The sequence below is a fragment of the Undibacterium sp. Rencai35W genome, from assembly GCF_049340185.1.
Classification (GTDB): domain Bacteria; phylum Pseudomonadota; class Gammaproteobacteria; order Burkholderiales; family Burkholderiaceae_D; genus Undibacterium.
The window spans coordinates 89,654-103,941 of the sequence record NZ_JBMPPC010000001.1 but is presented as its reverse complement, the minus strand read 5'-3'; the positions used below and the strand labels follow the sequence as shown (position 1 = coordinate 103,941).

General features: G+C 48.5%; 16 protein-coding genes and 1 tRNA gene. 10 read left to right on the top strand and 7 right to left on the bottom strand.

Annotated features, from left to right (window positions below):
* Positions 1-90 precede the first annotated feature (90 nt).
* Positions 91-166 (top strand) — tRNA-His (locus ACO0K3_RS00465).
* A gap of 209 nt (positions 167-375) precedes the next feature.
* On the opposite strand, the gene ACO0K3_RS00460 is transcribed toward ACO0K3_RS00465, so the two are convergent.
* On the bottom strand, positions 376-825 hold the full coding sequence (locus ACO0K3_RS00460) for a copper chaperone PCu(A)C (RefSeq protein WP_422980909.1): 450 nt from the start codon (positions 823-825) through the stop codon (positions 376-378).
* A gap of 17 nt (positions 826-842) precedes the next feature.
* The gene (gene dusA, locus ACO0K3_RS00455) at positions 843-1,874 is read right to left on the bottom strand and encodes a tRNA dihydrouridine(20/20a) synthase DusA (RefSeq protein WP_422980907.1); all 1,032 of its coding nucleotides are present in this window, start codon (positions 1,872-1,874) and stop codon (positions 843-845) included.
* 191 nt (positions 1,875-2,065) lie between these two features.
* Here dusA and ACO0K3_RS00450 point away from each other — a divergent pair, with 191 nt between their 5' ends.
* The 7 genes from ACO0K3_RS00450 to ACO0K3_RS00420 all read left to right on the top strand — a co-directional run bounded on the left by ACO0K3_RS00450 (position 2,066) and on the right by ACO0K3_RS00420 (position 7,639).
* Positions 2,066-2,569, top strand: a complete 504-nt coding sequence (locus ACO0K3_RS00450) for a glycine zipper 2TM domain-containing protein (RefSeq protein WP_422980905.1) — start codon at positions 2,066-2,068, stop codon at positions 2,567-2,569.
* An 81-nt stretch (positions 2,570-2,650) separates the two neighbouring features.
* Positions 2,651-2,965 (top strand): hypothetical protein, encoded by a 315-nt coding sequence (locus ACO0K3_RS00445; RefSeq protein ID WP_422980903.1) that lies wholly within the window; start codon positions 2,651-2,653, stop codon positions 2,963-2,965.
* A 56-nt stretch (positions 2,966-3,021) separates the two neighbouring features.
* The gene (locus tag ACO0K3_RS00440) at positions 3,022-3,174 is read left to right on the top strand and encodes a DUF3309 domain-containing protein (protein WP_422956372.1); all 153 of its coding nucleotides are present in this window, start codon (positions 3,022-3,024) and stop codon (positions 3,172-3,174) included.
* A gap of 63 nt (positions 3,175-3,237) precedes the next feature.
* Positions 3,238-3,573 carry a hypothetical protein gene (locus ACO0K3_RS00435; RefSeq protein ID WP_422980901.1) on the top strand — a complete coding sequence of 112 codons (336 nt, stop codon included), beginning with the start codon at positions 3,238-3,240 and terminating at the stop codon, positions 3,571-3,573.
* A 138-nt stretch (positions 3,574-3,711) separates the two neighbouring features.
* Positions 3,712-4,812, top strand: a complete 1,101-nt coding sequence (locus ACO0K3_RS00430; protein WP_422980899.1) for a glycine zipper 2TM domain-containing protein — start codon at positions 3,712-3,714, stop codon at positions 4,810-4,812.
* 376 nt (positions 4,813-5,188) lie between these two features.
* Complete coding sequence (cls, locus tag ACO0K3_RS00425; RefSeq protein ID WP_422980897.1) at positions 5,189-6,598, top strand: cardiolipin synthase; 1,410 nt, start codon at positions 5,189-5,191, stop codon at positions 6,596-6,598.
* A gap of 96 nt (positions 6,599-6,694) precedes the next feature.
* Positions 6,695-7,639, top strand: coding sequence for a hypothetical protein (locus tag ACO0K3_RS00420; protein ID WP_422980895.1), 945 nt, complete (start codon positions 6,695-6,697; stop codon positions 7,637-7,639).
* A gap of 434 nt (positions 7,640-8,073) precedes the next feature.
* On the opposite strand, the gene ACO0K3_RS00415 is transcribed toward ACO0K3_RS00420, so the two are convergent.
* The 4 genes from ACO0K3_RS00415 to ACO0K3_RS00400 form a co-directional block, all read right to left on the bottom strand.
* Entirely contained in the window at positions 8,074-8,376 is a 303-nt protein-coding gene (locus ACO0K3_RS00415; protein WP_422980893.1) for a DUF883 family protein, read from the bottom strand.
* 160 nt (positions 8,377-8,536) lie between these two features.
* A complete protein-coding gene (locus tag ACO0K3_RS00410; protein WP_422980891.1) occupies positions 8,537-9,073 on the bottom strand; it encodes a ferritin-like domain-containing protein in 537 nt (178 codons plus the stop codon).
* A gap of 52 nt (positions 9,074-9,125) precedes the next feature.
* Positions 9,126-10,061 carry an OmpA family protein gene (locus tag ACO0K3_RS00405; RefSeq protein WP_422980889.1) on the bottom strand — a complete coding sequence of 312 codons (936 nt, stop codon included), beginning with the start codon at positions 10,059-10,061 and terminating at the stop codon, positions 9,126-9,128.
* 127 nt (positions 10,062-10,188) lie between these two features.
* The gene (locus ACO0K3_RS00400; RefSeq protein ID WP_422980887.1) at positions 10,189-10,572 is read right to left on the bottom strand and encodes a DUF4398 domain-containing protein; all 384 of its coding nucleotides are present in this window, start codon (positions 10,570-10,572) and stop codon (positions 10,189-10,191) included.
* A 353-nt stretch (positions 10,573-10,925) separates the two neighbouring features.
* Between ACO0K3_RS00400 and ACO0K3_RS00395 the strand changes: the two genes are divergently transcribed.
* Both ACO0K3_RS00395 and ACO0K3_RS00390 read left to right on the top strand, forming a co-directional pair.
* Positions 10,926-11,084: a hypothetical protein gene (locus tag ACO0K3_RS00395; RefSeq protein WP_422980885.1), complete on the top strand. Its 159-nt coding sequence runs from the start codon at positions 10,926-10,928 to the stop codon at positions 11,082-11,084.
* On the top strand, positions 11,084-13,168 hold the full coding sequence (locus ACO0K3_RS00390) for an AsmA family protein (protein ID WP_422980883.1): 2,085 nt from the start codon (positions 11,084-11,086) through the stop codon (positions 13,166-13,168). Before ACO0K3_RS00395 ends, ACO0K3_RS00390 begins: the two co-directional genes overlap by 1 nt.
* Positions 13,169-13,411: 243 nt before the next feature.
* Here the strand turns inward: ACO0K3_RS00390 and ACO0K3_RS00385 are convergent, their stop codons facing one another.
* Positions 13,412-14,245, bottom strand: coding sequence for a response regulator (locus ACO0K3_RS00385; protein ID WP_422980881.1), 834 nt, complete (start codon positions 14,243-14,245; stop codon positions 13,412-13,414).
* Positions 14,246-14,288: the final 43 nt, after the last annotated feature.

Sequence of the window (14,288 nt, the reverse complement as noted above, 5' to 3'; positions counted from 1 at the left end):
AAAGAGTTTGCCAGAGGCGTAAAAATCTCGTATAATGTTTTGCTTTCTTACAGAGAAATGTTGAAAAATAAATCTCAGTAAGCTTCAGTGGTGGTCGTAGCTCAGTTGGTAGAGTCCAGGATTGTGATTCCTGTTGTCGTGGGTTCGAGCCCCATCGTCCACCCCAAGATTAAATAAAAAAGCCTGCTTTCGAGCAGGCTTTTTTATTTTCCTCAAGACAACTGATGAAAACTGTACCTAGGTGAGGTGGGGATAACGATCTCGCCAGTATTCTGCTTGGGCCGATGTCCAATCAGCTTTCTGCTAACTCAGCTTTCATCGCTTTCCGCTTCGCGCCTATACTCCAAAATTACAGCGAGCCAGATAGGAGTTCCGTCACATCTTACCTTGAGCACCATTCAGTGCCCTCGCCTTCGCTTTTATCTCAATCACTTCGCGCTTCTTATCTTTGCCCTCTACTGTCAGCGTCATCAAAACAGTATCGCCTTCTTTGATCTGCGTTTTTAAATCCATTAGCATGACATGGTAACCACCAGGCTTCAGCTCGACAACTTTGCCTGCGGGCAGCGTCAATTGGGGAGCCGGACGCATTTTCATAATGTTGTTATCCATTTTCATTTCATGGATTTCAGCGACTCCTGCTACCGAGGTTTGTATATCAACAATCTGTACATCGTTACTTGACTGTAGCAGCATGAATGCGCCAGTGGATTTCTGCTGAGCAACAGTAGCTCTGATCCAGGCATCTTTAACGCTGACCTCAGCATGTGCTGCCAAGCTGACTAAGGCCAGACTGGCGACCATCATCCGTGTGCTGCATTTCATTGGTTCATCCTTTTTGTTTAGACGTGTTTATGTTCAACATAATCCCGTAATCCTTGCATACGCGTCATTGCCTCAAGCAATAAGGCAGGGTCGCCGAGCGCCAATTTTTTACTATCCGACAAAGTTTGACGAAATACTCGGGCACCAGGCAAACCTGTCATCAATCCCAGCATGTGACGGGTAATACTATTCAGCCTAAGACCACCGCCTTTAGGACCGCTACCCTGACCAAACTCAGCGAGCTGTGCAGAAATATAGGGCAGCATTGCCTCGACAACTTCGGCTCTAGATTTTACCGGAGCGTCATCACCGTAATAGCGCTGATCAAAAGTCGCCATCAGATAGGGATTGTGATAAGCCTCGCGTCCCAACATGACGCCATCCGTATACAAAAGATGCAAATCGATTTCTTCTATCGTTTTGATGCCGCCGTTGATCAGTATTTCCAATTGTGGAAAATCTTTTTTCAACTGATATGCGTATTCGTATTTTAGAGGCGGAATTTCCCGGTTCTCTTTAGGGCTCAGACCTTTAAGAATCGCATTACGTGCATGGACAATGAATGTAGAACAACCTGCTTCGGCGATTTGTCCGACAAAATCACGGACAAACTCGTACGACTGAATATCATCAATACCGATTCTATGCTTCACCGTCACATCAATACTGACGGCATCTTTCATCGCTTTAACACAGTCAGCGACCAGCGCTGGCTCTGACATCAGACACGCACCGAAGGCGCCTTTCTGCACTCGTTCAGAGGGACAACCGCAATTCAGATTAATCTCGTCGTAGCCCCATTGCTCGCCTAACTTAGCACTTTGTGCCAGATCAGCAGGCTCACTCCCGCCTAGTTGCAAGGCAACCGGATGCTCTTCGTCATTGAACTGAAGATGACGAGGCACATCACCATGTAATAAAGCGCCGGTGGTCACCATCTCGGTATACAGCCAGCTATGACGCGTAATTTGTCGGTGAAATTGGCGACAGTGCCTGTCTGTCCAATCCATCATCGGGGCAACAGTAATTTTTCTTGATTTGTAAGTCATTGATTTATTTGCTATTTATTGATCATTTCTGATCAATAACAGAGATTTCGGAATGCCCGAATTATAGCTGACATAGCGCAAGCAGACCTGATCTGTACGTCAATCCCATAACGCTGAGTTTGGTGCGGCAACGCACAGACCCTGTGATGTATCAGTTCTATTCTGGCCAGACACTTAGCCAGGAGAACTTCATGAAATCACAACCACTTATTCGTACATGTCTATTCGTTACCCCGTTGATTGCCATCAGCTTACTGACCGGATGTGCCAGTAACGCACCCAGCAACACGTCCAATAATGGATCGAATTATAGCCAGCAAAATGCGAACAGCTATTCAACGCCTTACCAAAACAATGCAGCTAATTATGGCGTCATTGACGCTATTCAGGTCATACGCCCGGCAAATAATACGAGTGGTGGTGGCGCGATTGTTGGCGGTCTGATTGGCGGTTTACTAGGCAATCAGGTCGGCAATGGTAACGGCCGGACCGCAGCGACTGTCGCAGGAGCAGTCGGTGGCGCCATGGTTGGCAACAATGTGGAACATAACAAAAACACGCGCAACGCGGATCAATATCAAATTCAGGTACGTCTGGATAACGGCAGTTTCACCACTCTCGTACAAGACTCTCTGTATGACCTGCGAGTCGGAGACCGGATCCGGTTGATTAATGGCCAGGTCAACCGCTACTAAGACTAAACACCTGCACGGCTTACCGAGTTACCGGCATTTGCCTTGAGCTTTACTGACCAATCTTCTCCCTAAGGAATCATCATGCTCGACAAAAATACCGGAGATAGTTACATCGCCACGATGAAACAACAACTCGATGAGTTGAATCACACCATGCAAGAGCTAGAAGCAAAAACACAGCAGGCGCGAGAAGAGGCGTACGAAAAATACATCTCAGAAATGGCCAAGCTACGTCAACAATCTGAACTGGCATCTGACAAGTTGATGGAGCTGAAAGACGCAGGCGAAACCTCATGGAATGATCTGGTGATTGGCACAGACAAAGTACGTGACGCATTTATCAAAACTTTTCACGACTTCAAAAGCAGGCAAAAAGCAGGCACTAAGCATCAATAGCCCTCACCTACTAATTTTCCGACTAATTCTCTACTACCTTACTACTGGACTACATCATGGGCACCATCTTACTCATCATCTTAATACTTGTATTAGTCGGCGCTTTTCCAAGCTGGCCACATAGCCGCAATTGGGGTTATGGGCCTAGCGGCCTGACTGGCTTAATCGTTATTGTACTGATCGTCATGTTACTTACCGGTCGCCTATAAAGCGACATTAGATAAGGCTACGAATTGCTAGCTGCTACATCATTACCTCATCAAGGAATCAATATGAAAAAATCTATCGCCTACCTTTGTCAAACCATGATGAGCGTGACAGCATCTGTGGTACTCATGAGCGCCAGCTGGGCACAAACTTCTCCGGCTGAGATGCCGCAAGCCGGGGCTCCCGTCATTGATCCGCCGCGCTGGCTTCAAGAAGATACAACACCGCAAGCACGCTTTTTGACTTTAAAAAAAGAAGCCGGTGCAGTGCTGCAAGAATCGCAATTCGCTTGCAAAAAATTAGATAAAACTATGCGGGCGTCCTGCCTACAAGATGCACAAGCAATGTACCGACATGACATCGCCAGAGCTAAATCAATGATGCAAGAAACACCGCAATAAATAAGTAAACAAGTAAATAGGCAGACAGAGACCCGTCGATTAACCAGCGAGAAATTCTGTCACAAAAAAAATAACGACAACAACAGATGGCGGATCAATTCACCGAATCCATCATCACACAATCATCAGGAACACCAAATGACTTTATCAAACAACATCGCAGCCAGTATGCTAATGCTATCCGGGCTAGTACCATTGCTGATCGCTCCTGTAGCCGCACAAGCACAGCAGTACAGCACTTCACAGGCAACCCCGCATATCGACGGCTTCAATGTCGATGAGGTACGCCGTATCGCACCGGGTGTTGAATTCAACTTCGGCATCTATGGCACTCCAGGCGGCATAGCAACGCTGCGCATTGCTGGCGCGACTCACAATCTCACTCTGGTAGAAATTGAAGCCGGTCAATACGAAGGTACTTACACCATCAATAGTCGCGACAAAATTGCAGCGCGCAGTCCGGTCACCGCTAATTTACGCCTTGGTAACCAGGTCACTAGTGCAGTACTCAATGAGTCTTTGCAGGTTGGCGTCGGCTACCATGCGAATCAGACCATATCCGGCCCTATGCCAAGAATCGACCGTTTTAATGTTGACCCGGCGCGCGACCTGAATGGTGGTAACGATTTACGTTTTACCGTATTTGGTACTCCTGGCGGCAAAGTCGATCTGACGATCAATGGCGTGAAAGGCAAACTATTTTTATCCGAAATCGCCAGCGGTGAGTACAGCAATTCCTATACCATTCGCAACCGTGATCACATCACACCAAATAGTCCCGTCATTGCTAATTTACGCGTCATCGACCGTGGCGTAGAGCGCGTCACCAGTGCGACTTTGGGTAAGACTCTGCAAATAACACCAACGCAAAATCAGGCACAGATACCAGTACAAGCTGCACGCATTTGCTATAACTGTGGCACCGTAGAAGCCATCAACCTGATCGAAGTCAAAGGCGAAGGCAGCTACCTTGGCACAATCGGTGGTGGCGTCGTCGGTGCACTGTTAGGCAGCCAGGTCGGTGGTGGTAACGGGCGCACAGCAGCAGAAATCGCTGGTGCTTTAGGCGGCGCGTATGCGGGTCGCAACATAGAAGGCAATGCGCGAAAAACCAATCACTATGAAGTCGTCGTCCGCCTGCAAAATGGTGCAACCCAAACGATCCCTTTTAGTAATGAACCTGGCTATCGCGTCGGCGACAAGGTACAGATTAATAGTGGCGTCATCAGCCGAAATTAATTATTTCTTAAACCATTCACTCCAGAATCCGGTACAGATATTCCGGAGTGAATTTTTAATTTAATTCAAGAATTACGCAAAACGGCAAGCTGCTGCTCACCATTCACAGGGGAACTTCTCACATTGAACCCACAGGCTGGATGCGGCTTTCAAAGGCATTTCGTGCCAACAGGCGCATTCAGCTTGCGGAGTTGTTTGAAGAATTTTCAAAAACCCTTCAACCGATATGTAGCGGAACCACCTACTCCTGATTTCTCTCAGTATCTTATTACCTATCTGCCTATGTGCCTATCTGCCTATATGGCAAAAGGTTTTAGTGTTTGCGTAAGTCCTATCATTCAATATAATCCACCTAACAGGTTCAGCCGGAGCAAGTATGCAACGCACTACTCAGACTTATCTTGCTTCGCCTTATGTTCATGCAATCCGCATGCTGAGCATCATCATCCTCAGCGCCATAGCAAGTGCCTGCGCGTCACTGCCAGAAGTTCGTTATTTAAATTCCACCTTGTCAGCACCTGCCAGCCCGACTGTCACCAATGCGCAAGGTACTCTGAGCAGTAAAAAAACCTCGGCCTTACTTACCAAACGCTGGCGTAATTCGCATACCAATATTGTGGCACTCGCAGCGCTCGAAGAAGCCGCTACCGGCAGCCCTCTGATCGCTGGCAATAAGGTTACTCTGCTTTACGATGGTCCCCAGACCATGGCTGCTATGACAGAGGCTATTAATGCCGCTAAAGATCATATCAACCTGGAAACCTATATTTTCGATCAGGACGAACTCGGTATCCGCTTCGCTGATTTATTAATCGCCAAGCAAAACGCTGGCGTACAGGTTAACATCATCTATGACAGCGTAGGCACCATAGGCACACCACAAGCCTTCTTTGACAGGATGCAATCTGCCGGAATTCACTTGCTCGCATTTAATCCTGTCAATCCAGTCAAACTGATTGGTCCATGGGAGCCCAACAACCGTGACCATAGAAAAATTCTGATCGTTGATGGCATGGTTGCATTTACCGGCGGCGTCAACATCAGTGCGGCGTACGCGAACAGTTCTTTATTCCGCTCCAAAACCAGACGCGACACGAACGTCGGCTGGCGTGATACTCACATCAAAATTGAAGGCCCCGCAGTCGCAGCCTTGCAATGGGTCTTTATCAATAACTGGATCAGCCAAAAAGCGCCCGAATTAACTGACAGCGATTTTTTTCCGCCATTACACGAGGTAGGGGATAAGCTGGTACGCGTACTCGCCAGCGCGCCCGATAGTCATCATGAAATTTATAAAGCCTATATTCTGGCGATACAAGAGGCAAAGCAAAGTATCCACATTACCAGCGCCTATTTTGTACCGGATGCTCAAATCTTGCGCGCTTTGAGTGACGCCAGTCAGCGCGGTGTCGACGTAAAAATCATTTTGCCCGGCGTCACAGACAGCGGCCTGGTATTTCATGCTGCGCAGTCTTTTTATTCCGAGATGCTAGCTAACGGCATCAAAATCTATCAGCTCCAAATTGCCGTCTTGCACGCGAAAACTGCCGTCATCGACCAGGCCTGGGCCACGGTGGGATCAACCAATATCGACACCCGGAGTTTTCTGCATAATAATGAAATTAACGTTGTCGTATTTGGAGAGGATTTTGGCAAAGCCATGGAAGCAAGCTTCATAGAGGACTTGCGCTACTCTATCGAAATTACACCGCAAGAATGGGAAAAACGCCCCGTCAGCGACAAACTGAAGGAGTGGGCTGCACGCAGTCTCGCCTATTGGTTATAGCCCAATGAAGAGCATAAAATAGTCAGCCAGAAATATCAGACGAAAACTGAACATCTCAGCCACAACAAGCAGTCCCAACGGATACATGGAGTTGCAATGCAAGGTATTAAACAAGGACAGTGGGTACCATCGATGCAATATCTGAGCATCGCGCTGGCGACGCTATTCATCGCAATCGTCGCCACCCCCAGCGCAAGCGCAGACAACGATCCCAACGCATCAGATCCAGTCAAGATCATGCAGGCAAAGTATGCGGCAGTCGAACCGCAACTCAAGCAAAATCAATTTAACCGCCCACTCGTTTTAGAATCTGCAGAAATAGATAATCGCTTAAAAGGGGATATCTATGCCGTCATCAATTACCCGATAGCGACGGTCACAGCCGGGCTCAATAATCCAGAGCATTGGTGCGATATCATGCACCTGCACATCAATACCAAATACTGCCATGTCATCAAAAATCCGGGTAGTGACACACCGGCAACTGCACTGCGAATTTATATCGGCAAAAAAGTACCCGAAGATCTGGCTGACGCCACGCGAGTCGAGTTCAATTATCAGCTCGCTACAGCAACATCCGATTACCTGCAAGTAAAACTCAATGCCGATGAAGGCCCGCTGGGCACCAATGATTACCGCATCATCCTCGAAGCTGTCGCGCTGTCAAAAACAAAAACCTTCATGCACCTCACCTACTCCTATTCGGTAAGTCTCACAGGTCGTATTGCAATGCAAACCTATCTCGCCACCGTAGGACATGGCAAAGTAGGATTCACCGTGATTGGTAAAAAAGCGGACGGACAACCAGACTACATCAGCGGCGTACGTGGCCTGATGGAACGCAATACCATGCGCTACTATCTGGCGATCGACAGCTACCTGAGTGCAGCCAATAGCGCCCAGGACACCCAGCTAGAGAAGCGCCTGCTCAGCTGGCATTCAGCAACAGAGAAATACCCACGCCAGCTCCATGAACTGGAACAGAATGAGTATGTTGAGATGAAGCGTGCCGAATATGTGCGGCAGCAAGCAGTGCACTGAACATGCAATATGCGGATCCGTTCGTTATGAATATCAGTCATCACGTCTGACTTACGCTGATTGATTCAGATTGATTTATATTAATTTAGATTGATTTATCATCAAGTTAAGTTACTGCCAGATCTGGCCGAGGATGTTGCAGATGCCGTGACTGAATTGATGACACGATATGGATTGACGGGGTTTGATAAAAATTGATAGGACTGACTGCACCATGAATTTATAGCACTGCTCATTGAAAGCATTGACTATCGCCAGTGAACATCATCCTTGAAAGAAATTTTCTTGTAATTATTTCTGCGAAAAAAAAGCGCCAGGCAAGCGCGTTATTCTCCATGTCATCTATACCATCAATATTGGCAAGACAAAACAAAAGTCACCAGTCAATCCAACTAATGTTGCTATTGACCAGTGTCGATCTATGAGCCTGAGCCCTACTTCTTGCGGACTACCATTCCTAACAACAAACCAACACCGGCTGCCGTGGCAATCGCACACCAAGGATTTTCCTTGACGTAGTGATCAGTAGATGCTGCCAGTTCCTGGCCTCTGACCATAGCACTGGTTTGCACTTCATGCGCTTTCGCCAGAGCAGCATCTAGCATCTGCATTGCACGGGTGCGGGCCTCTTCTGCTTTCTCTCCGCTCAATGTGGCGGCCGCGACGAACAGCGCTTGTGAGTCCTTGAGCAAGACTTTAACGTCGTTGTTCACTGCTTTTATATTTGATTCCAACATAATGTGTCCTATCCGGGTGATTGAGGTAATTGGGTTTATCTGACCTGCGGTATAGCGAAATTTTTCGGTATATCGCAAGCCAGAAATTTTTACTGATAGCCTTGCTTCAAATTACTTTGAGTAAGTGTAAGTTTTTTGAATTTATTTAAGTTATGTCGAATTACACAAGTAAGTCACGCATGTCATCAGCATGCTCTTCTTCCATTGCCATGATCCCGATCAGCATATGCTTCGTTGTCGGATCTTTTTCGCCGATACGTTCTATCATCTGACGATAGGCTTCGATAGCGATGCGTTCTGCGATCAGATTGGCTTTAATCATCGACTGGATGCTGCCGGAGTCATCGTATTCAGCATGACTGCGCTCGATTAAGGTAGCGGGATTAAAATCCGGACTACCGTTCAGCTGAACAATACGCTCTGCGAGCAAATCAGCATGTGCTTGCTCTTCCATGGCATGTTGCAAAAACTCCGCTTTAACCGGACCATTCTGCAAACCGCTGACCGTGTAGTAATGACGCTTGTAGCGCAATACGCAGACCAACTCGGTCGCCAGTGCACCATTCAGCATGTCAATAATTTCTTTACGGTCTGCCTGGTAGCCCACCGTCACTGCGCCGTCATCCAGATTTTTTGCCGCATCACGGATGGCTGCCGTATCGAGGCCAGCATGACTGCTGTGTTTTATGTCGTGCATGATGTCACTCCCTTATTTACTACTGCTGTTAATTCGAATCGTCTGAACCGGTTTAATTGCGTTGCGCTACTTTGCCGCTGGCGTCAGACAATACGATCTCAACACGACGATTCAGTTGACGGTCTTGTGCTGTTGCATTACCAGCTACCGGAAAGGCTTCACCATAACCGCGCAGCGCTACCCGATCACCGGCAATACCCATTTCCTGCAAAGCATTACGTACCGCAGTGGCGCGACGTTCTGATAGTTGCTGATTGTGTGCAGCACTACCTGTGCTATCAGTGAACCCCTCTACCAATACGGTGCGCTGAGGATTCTGCTGCAATACATCCGCAAGTTTTTTTGCCGTACGCATGCCATCAGGATTCAGGCGGGACATATCAGTGCCAAACAAGACATCACCCAAGGTAATGACCATGCCGCGTTCTGTTTTTTTGGCAGCGAGATCGGCAAGCTGTGCTTCCAACTGCGTGGCACGTGCCTGAGCATCCAGCGTCTGACGCTGTGCCGCATTAGCCTCGTCCTGTGCCATCTGTGCTTTGCGCTGTGCATCAGCTGTTTCGCCCTGCGCAATCTGTGCGGCGAGCTTCGCCTGATCAGCACTGATTTTTGCCTGGTTCGCTTCGTTAGTACGTTGATCTAAACGGATCTGGTCGCGTTCTTTGCCCGCATTCGCGACGTCAGCCTCCGCAGATTTTTGTTTTGCAACTTCTATAGTCAAAGCAATTTTTTGCTTGGCAACATAAGCGAGCTTATCAATTTTTTCTGCATTGTCTTTATTGCTTGCGGCTGTATTGGCCTGATCTAATGCCTCAGTTGCCTGCTTCATTTCCAGTGGTGCATAGCTCGCTACTTTAGGGTTGCTCTGTGCCGCAGCGTAATCATTGCGTGTCTGATCTAGCAGACTGGTTGTCTTTGGCATAGAACTACAAGCAGAGATAAATACTGCCATCGCTAACAGTACAGGAGTGAAATGTGTTTTTTTCATGGGAATACCTTTTAATTTTGTCGAAATAAATGTGTCTGCAAAGAGAGTGCGATGCAAACGTGATTACAGGTCAACCGGCAATCGATTAATGCATGATGGCACTGGTATCAATGTAGTGAATGGATGATCATTTGTTAGCACTGCTGCGGATTAACTCTTCGCGTAGAACACGAATATCATCCTGCAAGGCATCGGCGGCGGCTTGCGCTTTAGAGGAGTTCGCTTTGCCCTGGGCTAACTTGGCATCGGCCTGTGCCTGTGTTGCGAGGTCATTGGCCAGTTTGTAATCTTTTGCCGCCATCGCTTTATTAGCCAGCGCCATCTTGTCGCGGGCCGATGCCATTTCAACTGGCGCAAATTCTGCGCCACCAGCGCCTGAGGCGTTCTCTACCGCGGCTTTAGAGACGGCGACATTAGCCGTCGCCGGTGTTTTCATACTGCTACAACCTGCAATGAATACCAGCGTAGCTGCGGCTAGTACTGCGAGTGATAAGTTGGCATTTTTATTCATAATTTCTCTCCAGTGAACGATTAATCGAGCGAGTTTGTGACCTCGATGTCCATCGTTATAGGCGGTATAGCTAGCAAGATCGGTACGCTGACGCACATAAGTTCGATTTTTAAAAACTTGAATTAAGCATCATCGCCATCAACGATTCAGGCGCATCCGCTGGCATCGACTAGCGCCGGATGTAACAGGATTGAGTACGCCAACGCACATACCACAAGCATCGTCTTGCGTATGCTGATCTCAGCAAAACGCTATATTCAGTCGCCTGTAAATACCAGCGCTCAATAGTGATTAACGTAGTAACTAACGTAGCAACTAGAAGTCACTAAACCAAACACCGAAAGTCTGTCATCATGCCGATTCTATTTATTTTTTCACCGCTTACTTTGCTGATGAATCACGCAACCGTCATTGTGTTACCACGTCTGATGGCAACCGCCATGGGGATGCAAATGGTGGTGATTAGCCTGATGAGTCTGAGCAGAGCCATCAATCTCCCTGCTTACCTGTAATGAAGCCGATATCACGTAACAAACTCATTTTCGTTATCGGCTTGCTCGCACTCCCTGTTGTGATGCTGATCGTGCTCACACATCTGGACTGGAACCGGGCCAGGCCCTGGCTCAACACACGCGTCAGCGAGGCATTAGGGCGTCCATTTGTAATTCATGGCGACTTAAGTTTGACCTGGGACCGGCAGATTGCAGGTCCGGAAGTAGAACAAAACTGGCGTGGAGTGATCCCTTGGCCGCACCTGATCGCTAATGATATTCACATCGGCAATCCGGTAAGCATGAGACATCCCGGCAAGGCAACTTCGGCAACGAATATCGCATTAACGCCGGATGACATGGCGACTATCGGCCAGTTTACTTTTTCATTAAATCCGCTGGCATTGCTGGACAAAAAAATTGCGATCCCGCTGCTACGTTTCGATGCGCCCTCGGTCTATCTGTTACGCCATGCAGATGGTAGAAACAACTGGACGCTGCCGAATAACGAACAAGGCTCTGGCTGGACAATCAATATCGGTCGCGTGATCTTCACCAAAGGCAACGTACACGTAACTGACGACACTCAACATGCTGAGATCTTTGCAGAGATCGATACCATTAATACCGATCCGGGATACGGCGTAAGCTGGACGCTACACGGCAAGTTCAACGGTGAGTCCGTCAAGGGAACAGGCAAAGCCGGTGCAATTCTGTCCTTACAACAGCAGACTACGCCTTATCCACTGAGGGCAACTTTACATGTCGGCACAACGATGATTGCTGTTGAGGGGACACTCACCAAACCGACCGATCTGGCCGCTGTTGATATGCGTTTAAAAGTCGCGGCAAGCAGCATGGCGCAACTGTACGCACTCAGCGGCATCGTGATGCCGGAGACGCCGCCCTTTACTACCGAGGGACATTTGACGGGCACGTTGGGCAAACACAGCCAGCATTGGATCTATGAGCAGTTCAAAGGTCAGGTCGGCTCCAGCGATATTGCAGGTTCGCTCGATTTTCAAACCCGGTCGGGATCACTCGGCCGGCCGATGCTGACTGGCACCATCGTCTCGCATCTATTGCAGTTATCGGATCTGGGGCCACTGATCGGCGCTGACTCCAATCGCAGCAAAGTGGAACGTGGTGTGATTGCGAATCAACCTTCCGGCAAAGTCTTACCCGTCGAAAAATTCAAGACCGACCGCTGGACCAGCGTCGATGCAAAAATTCAGTTCAATGCCGAAAAAATTATTCGCGACAAAGAATTACCGGTCACTCATCTGGCAACGAGCTTGCAACTTCAGGATGGCATATTGACGCTCGCACCACTGAGTTTTGACGTCGCCGGTGGCACACTCAATGCGAATATCCGCCTTGACGGCAGCGGCAAAACAGATGCCGCCGCGATTAAAGCGCTCATGACCGTCAGCGCCCGTCATCTCAAGCTCAAGCAATTATTCCCGGGCCTGGAACCACTACAGGCTAGCGTGGGGGAGATTAATGGCGATGCATCTTTATCAGCAACAGGTAACTCTGTTGCGAGTTTACTCGGCGCATCAAATGGCGAAATAAAGACACTGATCAATCACGGCAGTATCAGCAAACGTCTGCTTGAGCAGATGGGCTTAAATATCGGCAATGTCGCCCTCACTTATTTATCCGGAGATAAGCAGGTCAGGCTCAATTGCATGGCGACCGATTTCAGCGTCACCAATGGTTTAATGCAAACAAGGACCTTTGTGATTGACACCGATGATGCGATTCTGGATGTCAACGGCACCATCAATATGACGCAAGAAGAACTGGATCTGACGATCAAGCCGAATAGTAAAGGTTTGCGTATTTTTTCGCTCAGAGCGCCACTTTATGTACATGGCAGTTTTAAAGAACCTAAGGTCACCATCGACAAAGGCGTACTGGCGCTGAGAGCAGGCGGTGCGCTGGCGCTGGCAGCGGCTGCACCTGTTGCTGCGCTACTGCCGCTGATCAACGTCAGCCCTGAGGCCGATAGCGGCTGCACACAATTATTAGCGGATGCGCGCGTCAAACCTGTGGCACCGACACCGGGTAAAATTTACCGCCCCAGAGCAGCCCTTAAATAGCGCATTAGTAGGTAGTGTGTCTGTGCATAATTAGGTTACCAGGAGTGACGACGAATACATATACTCCCCTACTAACTAGATAAAATAGTGCCCATACCGCTTTATTTGTATAGGTATAAAAAATATACTAGCAAGGAGTATATGTCTATGGAGAATAAAAATCTGATACCAGATTCTATCGTCCGCTCAAGAAAAGAGATGGCAAAAGATTGTAAGAAAAAGGTATGACACTGCTAGAAAACCCTATTTCGATGCAGTCCGCATGCGATGCGTGACATCCATGCCAATACCGCGATACCCCGTGAACCGCCCCCCCGTGTCAAACATCGGCTCGCCGCTCACTTGCAGATATTGGATGCTGCCATCGACATTCGTACGACTATAAACAAAATCCAGAAACGGCCGGCGGCTGGCGATGTTTGAATTTAATTGCGCCCGTTCCGCCGCGTTCCAGCCTGCCAGTGCTTTGGGACTTTCGCCCAGCATATCGTCGGCATCAATCCCCAGCATCTCAAACACAGGGCCAGAGATGCTCGTGAAATTCCCCTGGGGATCCTGCTCCCAGTACCAGTCAGACGATAATTCTGTGAAGCTTTTAAACCGTGCTTCACTGGCACGCAGTTCAGCGGTGCGCTCCATGACGGTTTGCTCCAGGACTTTGTTGTAGTTCTCCAGCTTGCGGTACAGCAAACGTACTTCCAGCATGTTATGAATACGAGTTTGCACCTCAACCAGATCAAACGGCTTACTGACAAAATCTTTGGCACCGGCCTGTAGCGCCTTGAGTTTATGCCCAGGCTGAGCGGTAATGACCAGTACCGGCAGATAGCTATCGGTATCGATTTTTTTTAACGACTCCATCACTTCAAACCCATCCATCTCCGGCATCTGCAGATCCAGCAGAATCAGATCGTAGCGATGCTCTGCGTGCTTGTCGCACACAGTAAGCGGATCCATGGTCGACGTGATATTGGCGTAGCCGCGGCTGATGAGCATCTGCTCCAGCAGCATGACATTGGCTTTTTGGTCGTCGACGATAAGGATACGGGCGTTAAGGATCTCGCTTGCTTGTAACATGAGGGGCTTCCAAAAATCGATGATGTTCTATGTGTTCTTTACT